10 protein-coding genes and 1 pseudogene are annotated in these 14660 nt (G+C 40.9%); 10 read left to right on the top strand and 1 reads right to left on the bottom strand.

Annotation, left to right across the window (positions count from 1 at the left end):
- Positions 1 to 40: 40 nt before the first annotated feature.
- From M1L66_RS14210 to M1L66_RS14240, 7 genes and pseudogenes are all read left to right on the top strand, one after another.
- Entirely contained in the window at positions 41 to 196 is a 156-nt protein-coding gene (locus tag M1L66_RS14210; RefSeq protein ID WP_412640640.1) for a hypothetical protein, read from the top strand.
- A gap of 94 nt (positions 197 to 290) precedes the next feature.
- Entirely contained in the window at positions 291 to 1802 is a 1512-nt protein-coding gene (locus M1L66_RS14215) for a recombinase family protein (RefSeq protein WP_434693650.1), read from the top strand.
- Positions 1790 to 2137, top strand: coding sequence for a 4Fe-4S binding protein (locus M1L66_RS14220; RefSeq protein ID WP_434693652.1), 348 nt, complete (start codon positions 1790 to 1792; stop codon positions 2135 to 2137). The genes M1L66_RS14215 and M1L66_RS14220 overlap by 13 nt, the downstream gene beginning before the upstream one ends.
- A 78-nt stretch (positions 2138 to 2215) precedes the next feature.
- On the top strand, positions 2216 to 3250 hold the full coding sequence (locus M1L66_RS14225; protein WP_368271390.1) for a hypothetical protein: 1035 nt from the start codon (positions 2216 to 2218) through the stop codon (positions 3248 to 3250).
- Positions 3251 to 3392: 142 nt separating this feature from the next.
- Positions 3393 to 4718 (top strand): phosphoadenosine phosphosulfate reductase, encoded by a 1326-nt coding sequence (locus M1L66_RS14230; protein ID WP_117634086.1) that lies wholly within the window; start codon positions 3393 to 3395, stop codon positions 4716 to 4718.
- The gene (locus M1L66_RS14235) at positions 4708 to 5292 is read left to right on the top strand and encodes an IbrB-like domain-containing protein (protein ID WP_118077281.1); all 585 of its coding nucleotides are present in this window, start codon (positions 4708 to 4710) and stop codon (positions 5290 to 5292) included. The genes M1L66_RS14230 and M1L66_RS14235 overlap by 11 nt, the downstream gene beginning before the upstream one ends.
- 703 nt (positions 5293 to 5995) lie before the next feature.
- Positions 5996 to 7299 (top strand): annotated as a pseudogene (locus tag M1L66_RS14240) (Na+/H+ antiporter NhaC family protein).
- Positions 7300 to 8880: 1581 nt separating this feature from the next.
- Here M1L66_RS14240 and M1L66_RS14245 read toward each other — a convergent pair.
- Complete coding sequence (locus M1L66_RS14245; protein ID WP_181988624.1) at positions 8881 to 9819, bottom strand: LysR family transcriptional regulator; 939 nt, start codon at positions 9817 to 9819, stop codon at positions 8881 to 8883.
- Between the two features lie 317 nt (positions 9820 to 10136).
- On the opposite strand from M1L66_RS14245, the gene M1L66_RS14250 reads away from it, so the two are divergent.
- The 3 genes from M1L66_RS14250 to M1L66_RS14260 all read left to right on the top strand — a co-directional run bounded on the left by M1L66_RS14250 (position 10137) and on the right by M1L66_RS14260 (position 14584).
- Positions 10137 to 11315, top strand: coding sequence for a M20 family metallopeptidase (locus M1L66_RS14250; RefSeq protein ID WP_117634119.1), 1179 nt, complete (start codon positions 10137 to 10139; stop codon positions 11313 to 11315).
- Between the two features lie 11 nt (positions 11316 to 11326).
- The gene (locus M1L66_RS14255) at positions 11327 to 12712 is read left to right on the top strand and encodes a YfcC family protein (protein WP_117634090.1); all 1386 of its coding nucleotides are present in this window, start codon (positions 11327 to 11329) and stop codon (positions 12710 to 12712) included.
- 981 nt (positions 12713 to 13693) lie between these two features.
- The gene (locus M1L66_RS14260) at positions 13694 to 14584 is read left to right on the top strand and encodes a tyrosine-type recombinase/integrase (RefSeq protein WP_117634091.1); all 891 of its coding nucleotides are present in this window, start codon (positions 13694 to 13696) and stop codon (positions 14582 to 14584) included.
- The last annotated feature ends 76 nt before the right edge of the window (positions 14585 to 14660 follow it).

A 14660-nucleotide genomic window follows, 5' to 3' on the forward strand; every position in this document is an offset into this window, starting at 1 on the left:
TATAAGTACCACTATCAGATACAAAAAGGAAACGGAAGTCGTGACTTTTCAAGGCAGGGAAATCACGCTGGAAAACCTCTCCCCGGTGTTCACGCCGGAACAGGAAGCGGTCAAACGCCGGGAACTGGAGCAGCAGCTTTATGAGGTGTTCCGCAAATATGCCGATAAGCGGCAGAAAGAGGAAGCCGGGGCATAAGGTTTTCCAAAGCCATCGTTGATTTGCGGGGCTGCTGACGGTATAATAGAACTGTCAGCAGCTCCGTTTCTTTTTTTAGAAAAGGAGCGACAAAATGAATAACAGAATAGACTCAATCTATGCAAGACAATCGGTGGACAAAAAGGACAGCATTTCCATTGAAAGCCAGATTGAATTTTGCAAATACGAGTTGAAAGGCGGTAACTGCAAGGAATACACAGACACGGGGTACAGCGGCAAGAACACAGACCGCCCGAAGTTTCAAGAACTGGTGCGGGACATCAAGCGGGGCTTGATTGCAAAAGTCGTGGTTTACAAGCTCGACCGTATCAGCCGTTCCATTCTGGACTTTGCCAATATGATGGAGCTGTTCCAGCAGTACAATGTGGAGTTTGTGTCCTCTACGGAGAAGTTTGACACCTCCACGCCGATGGGGCGGGCGATGCTGAATATCTGTATCGTGTTCGCCCAGCTTGAACGGGAAACGATACAGAAGCGGGTGACGGACGCTTATTATTCCCGCAGCCAGCGAGGGTTTAAGATGGGTGGAAAAGCCCCTTATGGCTTCCATACAGAGCCAATCAAGATGGACGGTATCAACACAAAGAAGCTGGTGGTAAACCCAGACGAAGCGGCAAATATCCGGCTGATGTTTGAGATGTACGCCCAGCCCACTACCTCCTACGGGGACATTACCCGGTACTTTGCCGAACAGGGGATTTTATTCAACGGCAAAGAGCTGATACGCCCCACGCTGGCGCAGATGTTACGCAATCCTGTCTATGTGCAGGCAGACCTTGATGTGTACGAGTTTTTCAAAAGTCAAGGGACGGTCATTGTCAATGACGCTGCCGATTTTACTGGCATGAACGGCTGCTATCTGTATCAAGGGCGAGATGTGAAGCCCAGCAAAAAGAACGACTTGAAAGACCAAATGCTGGTACTGGCTCCCCATGAGGGCATTGTTTCCTCCGACATCTGGCTGACCTGCCGCAAGAAGCTGATGAACAACATGAAAATCCAGTCTGCCCGAAAAGCTACCCATACATGGCTGGCGGGAAAAATCAAGTGCGGGAACTGCGGGTATGCCCTTATGAGTATCTTCAATCCCTCCGGCAAGCAATACCTTCGCTGTACGAAACGGCTGGATAACAAGAGTTGTCCGGGGTGCGGGAAAATCATTACTTCGGAACTGGAAACGGTTGTTTATCAGCAGATGATAAAGAAACTGGCAAGCTATAAGACGCTGACGGGCAGGAAGAAAGCGGCAAAGGCAAACCCGAAAATTGCCGCCCTGCAAGTGGAACTTCTCCATGTGGACAGCGAGATCGAAAAGCTGGTGGACAGTTTGACGGGTGCAAACAATGTCCTGCTCTCCTATGTGAACGTGAAGATAGCGGAACTGGACGGGCGCAAACAGGAACTTGTGAAGCAGATAGCCGAGTTGACGGTGGAAGCCATCAGCCCGGAACAGGTCAATCAGATTTCCGGCTACCTCGACACATGGGACAATGTATCCTTTGACGACAAGCGGCGGGTGGTGGATTTGATGATTACCGCCATAGCCGCCACAAGCGACAGCTTGAACATCACATGGAAAATCTGACGGGCGGAACCCCTCCCGTCAGATACCTACCCTGTGTAGTCCCTTGTAAACTGTACTTTTTTGTTGTAATAATATCAATCTTTATTTATCGTCCATTTTGTAAATATATATGTCCGTTAGGGGCACTATATGGATTGTTTAATCGTTTTAGTTTTTATAGAATGGAAATAGATAAAAATAAATGCATCGACTGTAAAGTATGTGAACGTAATTGCAGAATGCAGGTAAAGGTTCTTGAAAACATTAATTCAGCGGAATGCATTAGATGTATGGAATGTAAAAATATTTGTCCAAAGGGTGCAATAGAAACTAATTTTTTTGAGAAAAAATTATAATATTTTAGTTTATATCAATTTCTTCATTGATTTCAATAATTGTTATATTGATTTACATAGTAAGAGGAACATATAAAAATGAAAAAAATTAAATGGGTTGTGATTTTTACAATAAGTGTTATTTGTATATTGATTGGAATAGTCATGTTTAATCGCTTTCGGATATCTTTTGAAGAGTTAAATGAAATTGATAAAAAAATGTTGACTGAAATGGATATGTATTGCAAGAAAGAAATTGAGTCTGAGTTATGGCCTGGATATAAATTAAGTGATAAAACAATATTTGCTTATGATGGGATATTTGGTTCGGCGTACATAATAAATCCTTCTTCTGAGATTAAAAGTATGTTTGCAACAAAAATCATCTTACCAGAAGAATGCAACTTAAATGTTTACAGGTTAGCAAAATTCACACCGCAAGTATTTATCAAAAGATTAATGCCTGGTTCTTTCAATGTGATTGGTGAAAAAATAAAAATATTTGGAAATGAAGTTTACTACATAAAGTACGATGAATCCAATTTTGAAAAAGAATTTTCAAGTAAACATTTTATGCCATTTCTTGTACATGAAGCATTTCATTATTTTATGCAAAACGAATGGTCTGGAGGAAGTCGATTTTATGGAGAGTTAACCGAATCGGATATTTCACTTATTGAAAAAGAATATGTAATATTAGAAAATATTCGAATCGAGTTAAAAAAAGAAAAACCAAGCAGAGATGAATTATTGAATTACTCAAACGAGTTGATTGTCGTTAGGGAAGAACGAATTAAAAATAATCCTGAATATTTGGAAAAAGAATTAAGTATGGAAACTGATGAAGGCACAGCTGAATATGTTGGAATAAAAGCTGCTGAAATTGTAGGATACAATTATAATGTTATGTATTTTGATAGTGGAAAAGACATTCCTTTTGATGGAGTAATACCTGTTTTGAAAGCAGGTGCGTTGGAAAAAAGCTTTTTAGCAGATAGTATGCCTTATGAAACAGGAGCATTATTATGTTTGTTGTTAGAAGAATTAGAGATTCCAAATTGGCAGGAAAAACTAAATGAACAAACGGAAACAACACCGGTATTTCTATATGAAATTTTGAAAGAAAATATATAGTGCGAAAGAAAGGAAAAGTGAAAGAGGTTTTAAGATAGAATGATAGCGTCAGTCATGGTCTGGGAAAATTAGAAGGATATCCAACTGTCAAACAGATGCTATTGTAAATTTTTACTTGAAAGATAAGGAGTTTATTAGAGATATGAAAAAAGAATACATTGAGATGGATGTATTCGATGCGTTGCAGAAGAGATTTGCGTTTTTGTTTCAGGAATTTAAAAATATTTATATCTCATTCAGCGGCGGCAAGGATAGCGGTGTTCTTTTAAATTTGCTGCTGGATTACAGGAATAAGCATGCTTCAGATCGTGTGATTGGCATATTCCATCAGGATTTTGAGGCGCAGTATACCGTGACTACGGACTATATTACCCGCACTTTCAAGCGCCTGGAAAACAAATCAGGCATAGACCTTTACTGGGTCTGCCTTCCTATGGCAACACGGACAGCACTGAGTAGTTACGAAATGTATTGGTATCCTTGGGATGATACAAAACAGGATACATGGGTACGTCCAATACCAGAGTATCCCTATGTCATTAATCTGACGAAGCCTTTTGCCCACTATCGTTACAGGATGCATCAGGAAGATTTGGCAAAACAGTTTGGCCGATTCTACAAGGAGGAACATGGGAATGGCAGGACGGTCTGCCTGCTTGGTATGCGGGCGGATGAGTCTCTGCAGCGGTACAGCGGATTTGTCAATAAAAAACATGGGTATCAAAATGAGTGCTGGATTTCCAAGCAATTCAAAGACGTATGGTGTGCTTCACCTTTATACGACTGGTCAAACTCTGATGTATGGTGCGCGAATTACCGATTTGATTATGACTACAATCATTTATATGACCTATATTATAAGGCAGGATTAAAGATAGATCAGATGCGGGTGGCATCTCCCTTTAATGACTATTCCAAAGATGCTTTGAATCTGTATCGGGTTATCGATCCAGAAATATGGGTGAAACTGGTGGGGCGGGTGTGCGGAGCAAATTTTGGAGCTATTTATGGTAAGACAAAAGCGATGGGTTATCGCAGTATTACGTTACCAGAGGGTCATACCTGGAAATCATACACTCAATTTTTGCTGGATACGTTACCTGCCCGACTGCGGAATAATTATGTGAAAAAGTTTAACACCTCCATCCGGTTCTGGCACGATAGCGGAGGTGGATTGTCTGAGGAAACAATCCGAGAGCTTGTGGAACATGGGTACCACATTCGGAGAAATGGTATATCTAACTATACACTCAACAAAAATTCTCGTATTATTTTTCTTGGACCAATTCCTGATCATACCGATGATATTAAGAGCACGAAAGATATACCAAGTTGGAAACGGATGTGCTGCTGTATTTTGAAAAATGACCATACCTGTCGGTTTATGGGGTTTGGGCTTACGCGGCAGGAACAAAAACGTGTGGATATTATTAGACGTAAGTACGGAGGGATGATAGATGGTAAATAAGGAATTCAGAAGCCCGGTATACCATATCAGTGCGGTACCATTTGAAAACATTGTACCCAATACATATAACCCGAATAACGTGGCCCCACCGGAAATGAGGTTGTTGTACGATAGCATCAAAGAGGACGGTTATACTATGCCGATTGTTTGTTATTATGCAAAAGGCAGTGATAAGTATGTAATTGTAGATGGCTTTCATCGTTGGAGAGTGATGCGGGATTACCCGGATATTTATGAGCGAGAGAAGGGGATGATACCGGTTTCGGTAATCGATAAACCGTTATCTGACCGTATGGCCAGCACCATCCGGCATAACCGCGCCCGTGGAACGCATGATGTGGACTTAATGAGTAATATCATTAAGGAACTGCACGAGTTGGGGCGTTCGGATGCGTGGATTTCCAAACACCTGGGAATGGACCGGGATGAAATTTTAAGGCTCAAGCAAATTACTGGCCTGGCTGCGCTGTTCCGTGATGTGAAATTTGGTCAGGCATGGAGGCCTGGAGAAGATAGGGTTCCGGATGATGAGTCCTCTGATAGTTTGCAAAGAAAATCTATCAAGGATTGTTAAAGAGGAAAATTTTTAGGTAATTGATTAAAAAATAGGAATAAGAAAAAGCCATCTAATTAAAATTCTTTAAAAACAGAGTCGATGAAAGTTTTTCTGTAATAAAAGATTTATAAGGCCTTTTACTATGCTCAAATAAGAACATAGTAGGAGGCCTTTATTATGGAAGGATAAATGTTGAATCTACCTAGTATAGTTCACTTTAATCATCTTTAGTTTCATCAGATCAAAGAGTACAATATCCCAATGATGTTGCGCCAGATAAGTAATAAGTTAGTTGGTATGAGTTATACTAGGATGTTCAAAAGGAAATGTCTTTCTACATTGATATTTTTTTGTTTTTTGTATTTTTTAATTTTATCAGATAATAATTATAAAAATGCACAAAATAAAACATTAAAATGCCAATTAATTGTTAAAAGTATATACCCTGTATTGAACATTTCCATTCGTAGATATAAAATTAAAATACAATATACAAGAAAGAGGGAAAGTATATGTTGAAAATTAGTTCAATATTCATGGGGGTGCAATATCAGGAGCGCATAGGAGAGCTTAGAGGCGCATGATATTTCACAAGGTATACAGTGCGTCTGCGTTCTTTTTCATAGGTCGGCGAAATCAGAAATCGGAAGAAGGGGAAGTAGGCTTTTATACTCTTGTTTAGTGTGTGTTGTAATTGAGAACGAAATAGGAGGTTATTGCAATGATTTTTACAAACCCTGTGGTAATTGCAGTTATTGTGTTGCTGGTTCTCTGTTTCCTGCGGGTGAACGTGCTGCTGGCCTTGATATGTGCCTCTGTAGTGGCTGGCCTGGTTTCAGGAATGGACATTGGAACCACTATGTCTACTTTCATCTCTGGCTGCGGTACTGCCCCGGAAACCGCTATTGCCTATGTGCTGTTGGGAGGTCTGGCTTCTGCAATCAGCTACACGGGTGTGTCCGATATTTTGGCGGTGAAGATTGCCAAATGGATCAGCGACAAACGGCTGGCTTTTATTTTCCTACTGGCTTTCTTTGCTTGTTTTTCCCAGAACCCTATTCCTGTCTATGTAGCTTTTATCCCAATCCTGATTCCTCCTCTGTTGCTCGTAATGAACAAGCTGAAGATCGACCGGCGGGCGGTGGCTTGCGCCCTGGGCTTCGGCCTGCGCGCACCTTATGTAACCATCCCTGCGGGTTTTGGAGCTTTGTATCACGGTATTTTGGCCACTAATATCACTCAGAATGGCATGGAGATCGGCGAATTGGATGTCTGGAAGTACACTTGGCCTCTGGGTTTGTCCATGCTGGCCGGTTTGGTCTTCGCTGTTTTGGTGTTATATCGCAAGCCTCGGGTATATAAGAACATTAAGGGAGTAGCGGCGGACCTGGATAGCGTGGACACCACTCTTACCTATAAGCATTGGATTGCTTTGCTGGCCGCCATTGCCACTATGCTCATCCAGCTATTTACTGGTTCCTTGCCTCTTGGGGCTATGGTTGGATTGAGCGTTATGTTTATCACCCAAGCCGTTAAGTGGTCCGACATGGACAAGATTTTGGATGGCGGCGTCAGCTGATGGGATTTATCGCCTTTGTCATGCTGGCCTCCAATGGTTTCAGCTTAGTGCTCAGCGAAAGTAATGCTGTGGCTGAACTGGTCAAGAGTTCCCTAGTATTCATTGACGGTAACAAGTTCCTGGGTGCTTTCGTGATGATGCTGGTGGGCCTAGTTATCGTTATGGGTACCGGCACCTCTTTCGGTACGGTGCCGGTTCTGTCTGTGCTATATGTGCCCCTGTGTTCCGAACTGGGCCTTAGCTTGGGAGCAACCCCCCTTTTGATCGCAGCAGCAGCCACCATAGGCGACACTGGTTCCCCGGTGTCCGACACTACTCTGGCACCCACAGCTGGACTGAATGCCGATGGCCAACACAACCACATATGGGATACTTGCGTGCCTACATTCATCGCATCGGATATCCCCATTTTTATCCTGGGATGCCTGTGTCCATTGTTCTTCTAAGGTACTAGGTGTACATACTTCCCCTTTTTCTTTATTGATCGGGCCGTCCTTTTTGATTTTTTTGTGCGCTCTATGGTAGAATAGATTGGTTGATCGATGGTGTCCTATCACCGTGGCGCGCTGTTTTGGAGCAAACGGTTTTCCGCTAAATATGCTTACCTGATTTTAAAGAGAGTGCTTGGTACACCGCTGGTTGTCGGACAGTAAAGCTTTCGAAATCGTATATTTGTAAACAGTATTAACGTTTGAGTAGTTTTCGAAGAGATGGGCTTATGAATTCATTCTTGTGTCAGGATCAAGCTTCAGCTGATATCGGAAATATGAATTGAAAAAACTTTCTAATTTTCTAAGTGGCCGATTGAACAATGTTTTGATGAATGCAAGAGCAATCTAGAAAATTTTTTGTTTTTATTTGGTTGGGGAGGGGGCATATGCTGTTTGTAATGATAAGCTATCTGTTTGTCACTCAGATACGGAAAATCTGTAAAAATGCAATCCCATTGACAATACCGATGGTAATAAAACTAATGCATGGAATGATCGTATATACAGTAACTGATATGAAAAAAGTAAGTTATCATATACGCAGGAACCATAATGCATATCTATCACATCGAAAAGCCAAAATTTCAAAAAGTTCACTGTAGCACCAGGTTCTAATTTTAAATTCTTCTTACTTTGGCTAGATATTGTAAGGATTTGATGTAATTTAACGAAGCAATTTTCCACATACTCACACTAAAATCTTAGTTCTATTTTTTATGAAGTCCTTGTGAAAATATCAAAACCAATGGGTAATATGTTGCGCAATGCCTGGTCAAATCTAAACTTTTCAGAGGGAATAGATTTAGCCTGGCTGCTCCAAGGGAAAGGCTGGAGATAATACAAGTTGATGATTTGTAGTTTGGTATATATAAACGTCCTTCCACCATCCCAGAATCTCAAAAAAATAAATGCTGTCAACCACTATTTTCCCCAAATCTACTAAGGTTTCCTATCTCTAAAAGCCTACCACAAGATTTTACAGTACTTCACCATTTATTTCACATTTATCTGCATTAGGTTATATATTTAGTTTATTATCACGGTGATGCTTTTAAGTCCTGTGTTTATCTGGGAGTGCAGCTGGAATATTGAGGGAGTAAAAGCAAATTTTAACAATAACAGATTAAAACAGTCGAAAAATGAGATTGGTGTTCCCTGACATTTGTTGGATGTATCAGACCGTTGCCCCATGGGGATCCACAGTTCCCGTACTGATCTTCTGCAAATATTGTTATCTACCGTAGTGTGATCGTGTAAGGTGGTTGACAGCATCCATTATGGAAAAGATTTGCTTCGCTATAACTGTATTTTCTTACATAGTAGATCCTCGAGGGTGAACTTTCGGATCTTGGTAAGCCGGTAATAATATCTTTTCAAAGAGATGTCATACTGTCCGCACCATGGCTGATTTGTCAGTTCAGAGGCATCCTATTGTCAGATTATATTGGGCCAGTATTAAAGTTTTACCTGTTTATCAGGCTCCAAAGAAGAAAGAAGCATGAAATAGGTTCTTTTATAAGCAAACTTCAAAAACTATCATTTTGAATCCAAAGCCTCAATCTCCTTTCCGCGTATAGACAACAGCTGAATAAAGTAATGAATGTATTTAGGAAGCTCTCTGTGTTTCTTATATCCGACAAAAACTCGGCTGATTTCGTTTTTTCCATAGGTAAAAGCATAGTACTTCACGTTGCTAAGGTCTACCATAGACTTTTTATACTGTTCACGGTTGAACGCAAGTCCGTAGCCTTCATTAACTAGCCGGATCGCAGTCTCGAAATTACGTATCTCCATCTTATTGTAGGTGTAAAAATGCTGCTCCAAAAATACTTTGTCTATGTACTGTCTCAAGCTCTGCCTAGCTGTTGGAAGAATGAAAAATTCATCTTGGCAGAAATTTAGGTCCAGATAGCGGTAGTGGGAACCAGGCATCTCCACTGCCCGGGCATTCAGAGAGTGATCGGCTGGTATGGCGATCAGAGGACGGTCAACATAGAGAATTTTATTAATTAAATCTTCCCGCGGCTGTTCTGCATTATATAGAAGAAGCTGAATCTGATTGGACTTGAGAAATTCTTCTAAATCAGTTTTGACGCCTTCTTTTACATCGATCCTAATATTGGGATAGCTCATTTTAAAACGGGCCATGACTGTGGGGAGAAGAAGCGGTGCTCTCCGGAGTTGGACACCAATGTGCAACACCCCATCTACATGGTTTTTCAGATCACCTAAGCTAGCCTCAAATTCTTGCTGAAGTGATAACATTTGCTTAGCTTTATCCACATACAGTTTCCCGGCGGCAGTGGGAATAAATTGTTTTTCAACCCGGTCGAACAACTTAACTCCAAACATTTTTTCAAGATTATTAATATACAGGCTTAAAGCGGGTTGGGTGATAAACAGTTTTTCAGCGGCTTTCGTTATGTTTCCGCATTCTGCAATGGTGCAGATATAGAGTTGTTCCTTCAGGTGCATAACGCCTCCTTTCTGAAATTTATACAGCATTTAATTCTTAAAAAGATTAACTATAATCATTTTTATTATGATAAAACAAAATTGTAGTATACAAAATAGAAAGAGTGATTTCTTTGCGGAAAATTAACGTTATAGTTTCTATTTGTTTTACTAATTTCCCAAAATAAACAAATTGAATTATAATAATCTCAACTCAATTAATATTTTTGTTTATTAATCTAATGAATTTATGAGATTAATAAATGAAATTAGCAGAACAGCAGTTCCGAAAGCTAGCCGGCGGTTTAAGGAGGCTGAACATGAAGGGAGAGATATCTATGAAAGAACGTTTATACGGCTATATTGACAATATTGGAGAAGAAATGTTCAAAATGGCCGATCAGATTTTCGATCATCCGGAACTGGGACTTGAGGAGGTCAATGCATGTAAATGGCTAACCGACTGGCTGGAGAAAGATGGCTTCGAGGTGGAAAGAGGAATAGCTGGCGTGGAGACCTCCTTTAGGGCGATATATCGTCATGGGGAAGGAGGGCCTAATATCGGTTTGCTCTGCGAATATGACGCCCTGCCTCAGATTGGGCATGCATGTGGTCATCACATGCAAGGCCCCTGTATTCTTGCATCTGCAGCAGCGCTTCGTCATTCGGGGATTGAAGGGAATTATACGATTACGGTTTACGGTACGCCTGCGGAGGAGAGTGTAAGCGGCAAAATCATGATGATTAAGGGAGGATGTACATTCGAGGAGTTGGATGTAGCTCTGATGATGCACGGGGGAAATTACACGCAGACGGATGTCAAATCCTTGGCGTTGTCTAAATTCCGAGTGGAATATCAGGGAATCAGCGCCCATGCTGCGCTTAAACCAGAAGCAGGACGAAGCGCGTTAGATGCGATGATTCTGGCATTTCAGGGAATCGAGTTCTTAAGAGAACACGTAGATAGTGATGTCAAGATTCATTACACCATACTGAACAGCGGTGGCACCCCTGCCAATATCGTGCCAGCCAGCACTACCGCTAGCCTGTATGTGCGCTCTTATAGTCGAACCTATCTGGATACGGTCATTGAACGACTAAGCAAGGTTCTGAGAGGGGCAGCTATGATGACGGAGACAGAGGTGAGAATCATGCCAGAAAAGGAAGTAGATAATAAGATTCCAGCTATCCGCTTGAACCGTCTTATAATGGATGAGGCAGAACGGGTTGGAGCACCCCGCCTGGCGCCGCCTAGAGAGAATACTGGTTCAACCGATTTTGGAAATATTCTTCATCGAATTCCAGGTTCTTGTATCCGAGTGGCTTTTGTTCCAGATGGAGTTCCATCCCATTCACAGGGCTTTGTGGATGCGGGGAAAACGCCGGAGGCCCACAGCGCAATTATTTACGGGGCCAAAATTCTTAGTGGGACAGCGGCAGAGCTTATAATGAATCCGGAATTGCTGAAAGAGATAAAAGAGGAATTTAAACAGAGAGTTGTGGAGGAGAAAAAATAGGGGAGATAGAAATGGAGACTATAAAAAAGAAAAAGGCTTTTAAAATGCCGCATGGCTATGTTGTTATTTTTGCTATTTTGCTATTTGTTTCGTTTATGACGTATCTAATCCCAGCCGGCGAATATCTGCGCGAGACAAATACGGCTGGACAGGAAGTAGTTATTCCGGATTCATTTGGATTTATTGATAAGACGCCAGTACCGTTCTGGGAGATCCCAAACTATATTATGAAGTCATTCACAAAGCAGGCTGATATCATATTTGGCATTCTGATTGTTGGGGCAGGCCTAGAAGTTTTGCTGTCAACCGGCATGTTCCATGCATTCTGCAACCGGCTTTCCAAAGCCTGTTCAGGAAAGGAAAAATGGTTTATTCCTTTATTCCTGCTTCTTTTTGCTAGCATTGGAATCACACAGTCCACAAACAAGTTTATTGGTTTTACACCACTCGGTGTTATGCTGGCGGCCACGCTCGGATATGACGCAATTATGGGCGTGGCGATTGTGATGCTGGGAATTGGAATCGGCTTTAGTTCTGGTATTTTTGCAGCTACTACAGCCGTTGCTCAAGGGCTGGTAGGGCTGCCCGCTTATTCTGGAATTTCGATGCGTATTGTAGCCTTCATTGTTCTTTACATTATCACAGTATTTTATCTGATTTGTTATGGAGAAAGATGTAAGAAGGATCAGACTAAAAGTGCCATCTACGGAGTCCCTGACATTAAACAGTTTGATGTCAATGATATGGACACTAAAGTAGAAAAACGACATTATCTTGTGTTAATTGTATTCCTAGCCTCTTTCGCCGTACTGATATATGGATGTCTTAAATTTGGTTGGACCCTACAGCAAAATGCTATTATCTTTATGTGGATGGGAATTTTGAGCGGCCTAGTATACGGATTTTCGCCCAGCAAGATTGCCTCCGAATTTGTAAGAGGAGCTAAAGGAATGATATCCGCAGCGCTGATCGTGGGACTTGGTGCTGCTTGTACATTGATTATGGATGAAGCCAATATTCTAGATACTGTAGTAATGGGAATGACCTTAACCATGGATTACCTGCCCACTCTTTTGAAAGCTCCCGCTATGTTAATCATCAATATGGTAGCTAGTGTGTTTGTAACATCAGGTACAGGCCAGGCAGCGGTTGTTATGCCGATTCTTGCTCCAGTGGCGGATCTTTCGGATATCAGCAGGCAGATTCTCGTATTGTCTTACCGTCTCGGAGATGGAATATGCGGTTACGTACAACCGCACGGTGGTTCTCTGATGCCGTTCATCGCGGCCGCGGCAATTCCCTATGACAGGTGGATGAAGTTCTTTGGAAAACTGTGGGGGTTTTGGGTGGGGGCCGCCTGTTTGATTATGGTATTCTGTCAAATCATCGGATATTAGAAAAGGTGTTGTGAATATTTAATTGAAAACGGAAGCATCGTTTTACCGTAAAAAGTATTTTATGGCTGAAACGGTGCTTTTCCGATTCTTGGATTGTCAGACACGATCAGAACATTAAACAGAACACCAATTGTACAGAAACTTGCACAAATGTTTAGTGGCATTAGATAACTAAAGTTTACTGTAATTAATCATGAATTTTTGTATGAAAGTGCGCCTGCTCTCGCTCTATGATGGGGGCACTTTTCTGTGTAGGGTTCCAATATTTACTGATTTTAGATATGCCAAATAAGTCTCCACATGACCGATTATTTTTACTATGATATACAGTGAAATATTTAGGAACGGAAACGCTTGAAGTTTCGGCTATTGTAGTTACTTTATTTTAATACCTTCATCTTGTTGTTAAATCCTTCTGTGGCCCATGGGGTAGCCTGTATTCAAAGGTATTCAGGATTTTATCTTGTCAGGAGTGGTAGCTCCTGGCACAGTTCTGAAATCGCTTAATCTCATAGCTCTGTGCATTCGCGATTCAGCTTTCAAACTCCTCCTTCTGACAGTAGGCCTTCATGGCAGATAACATAATACCATTCTTCCATACAGTGCACCAACTATATGGGGTTCTTTTGTGAATGCTCATCGAGTGAATGAATTCTCCAGGATTAAAGTGCTTTCGACTTTATCCTGGGAAATGTAAAAATGTTGATTTTTTTCTCAGATGACTTTTTCTCAGATAATGTTCTTACAAAGAAATTTTAGGCAGTAAATTATTGTGTATCTTTATATACATGGCATTTATCTTATTTTATTACTTACCAACTATGGTGACAGCACTGTCCAAAATCATGTTGACATGTGGACGATAAGCGTTTCATCATAAAAACCTTGTCTATGATTATAATTCAAGAGTTGGGATAATCATCTACAATTAGGGCATTATAAATACTTACAATTAATAAATGATAGAAGGAGTAGAATAAGATGAAAAGAAACGGAAAGATAAGAAAAAGAATTGTTACTCAGGAATCTGTGAGTAAATATTGTGAATGGCTTTATGGATGCGAAAAAAGCAGTGGAACCATTAAACAATACAGGTACTATTTAATGCTGTTTATGCAATACATGAGTGGGAAGAGTGTGGAGAAAAGGGATGTAATTATGTGGAAGGGGATATTGAGAGAAAGAATGGCTCCGGTAACGGTCAATAGTGCATTGGCAGCGGTGAATGGATTTTTTTCATATAACGCATGGCAGGATTGCCGGACTAAATTTTTAAAGGTAAGCCGCAGAGTATTTTGTCCGGAAAACAGGGAAATAGATAAGGATGAATATGAACGTTTAGTAAAAACTGCATACAAAAAGGGAGATGAAAGAATGGCTATGCTTCTTCAGACCATATGCGCTACGGGAATACGGGTTTCTGAAGTTCCCTATATTACGATAGAAGCGGTAAAGGCTGGAAAGGCAGAAGTTGAATGCAAAGGGAGAATAAGGACTGTTTTCTTGACTTCCCGTTTGTGCTATATGTTGTTGGATTACGCAAAGAAAAGTCATATTGATAGCGGGATGATTTTTGTGACAAGAAGCGGAAAGGCGCTTGACAGAAGCAATATATGGAGAACCATGAAAAAACTGTGTGAAGGAGCCGATGTATTATGGGATAAGGTATTTCCGCATAATTTTCGTCATTTGTTTGCCAGGCTCTATTATGAACAGGAAAAAAACCTGGTTAGGCTTGCGGATATATTAGGGCATAGCAATATTAATACAACAAGGATTTATACAATGGAAAGCGGACGCAACCATATGAGACAATTAGAAAAACTTGAAGTATTGTTTGACTTTTACAACAATTTTTCTCTTTTGTTGTAAAAACATTCATACAACCATAATTATTTTACTACATATTTTGAAAGAAGTCTACAGAAATTCTTAATAAATATTGTAA

This window comes from Hungatella sp. SB206, from assembly GCF_051132295.1.
Classification (GTDB): Bacteria; Bacillota; Clostridia; order Lachnospirales; family Lachnospiraceae; genus Hungatella; species Hungatella effluvii.

Bases quoted from the DNA above. Each gene is read 5' to 3' on its own strand.
- M1L66_RS14215 (WP_434693650.1), top strand. From the start codon at position 291: ATGAATAACAGAATAGACTCAATCTATGCAAGACAATCGGTGGACAAA.
- M1L66_RS14220 (WP_434693652.1), top strand. From the start codon at position 1,790: ATGGAAAATCTGACGGGCGGAACCCCTCCCGTCAGATACCTACCCTGT.
- M1L66_RS14225 (WP_368271390.1), top strand. From the start codon at position 2,216: ATGAAAAAAATTAAATGGGTTGTGATTTTTACAATAAGTGTTATTTGT.
- M1L66_RS14230 (WP_117634086.1), top strand. From the start codon at position 3,393: ATGAAAAAAGAATACATTGAGATGGATGTATTCGATGCGTTGCAGAAG.
- M1L66_RS14235 (WP_118077281.1), top strand. From the start codon at position 4,708: ATGGTAAATAAGGAATTCAGAAGCCCGGTATACCATATCAGTGCGGTA.
- M1L66_RS14245 (WP_181988624.1), bottom strand. From the start codon at position 9,819: ATGCACCTGAAGGAACAACTCTATATCTGCACCATTGCAGAATGCGGA.
- M1L66_RS14250 (WP_117634119.1), top strand. From the start codon at position 10,137: ATGAAAGAACGTTTATACGGCTATATTGACAATATTGGAGAAGAAATG.
- M1L66_RS14255 (WP_117634090.1), top strand. From the start codon at position 11,327: ATGGAGACTATAAAAAAGAAAAAGGCTTTTAAAATGCCGCATGGCTAT.
- M1L66_RS14260 (WP_117634091.1), top strand. From the start codon at position 13,694: ATGAAAAGAAACGGAAAGATAAGAAAAAGAATTGTTACTCAGGAATCT.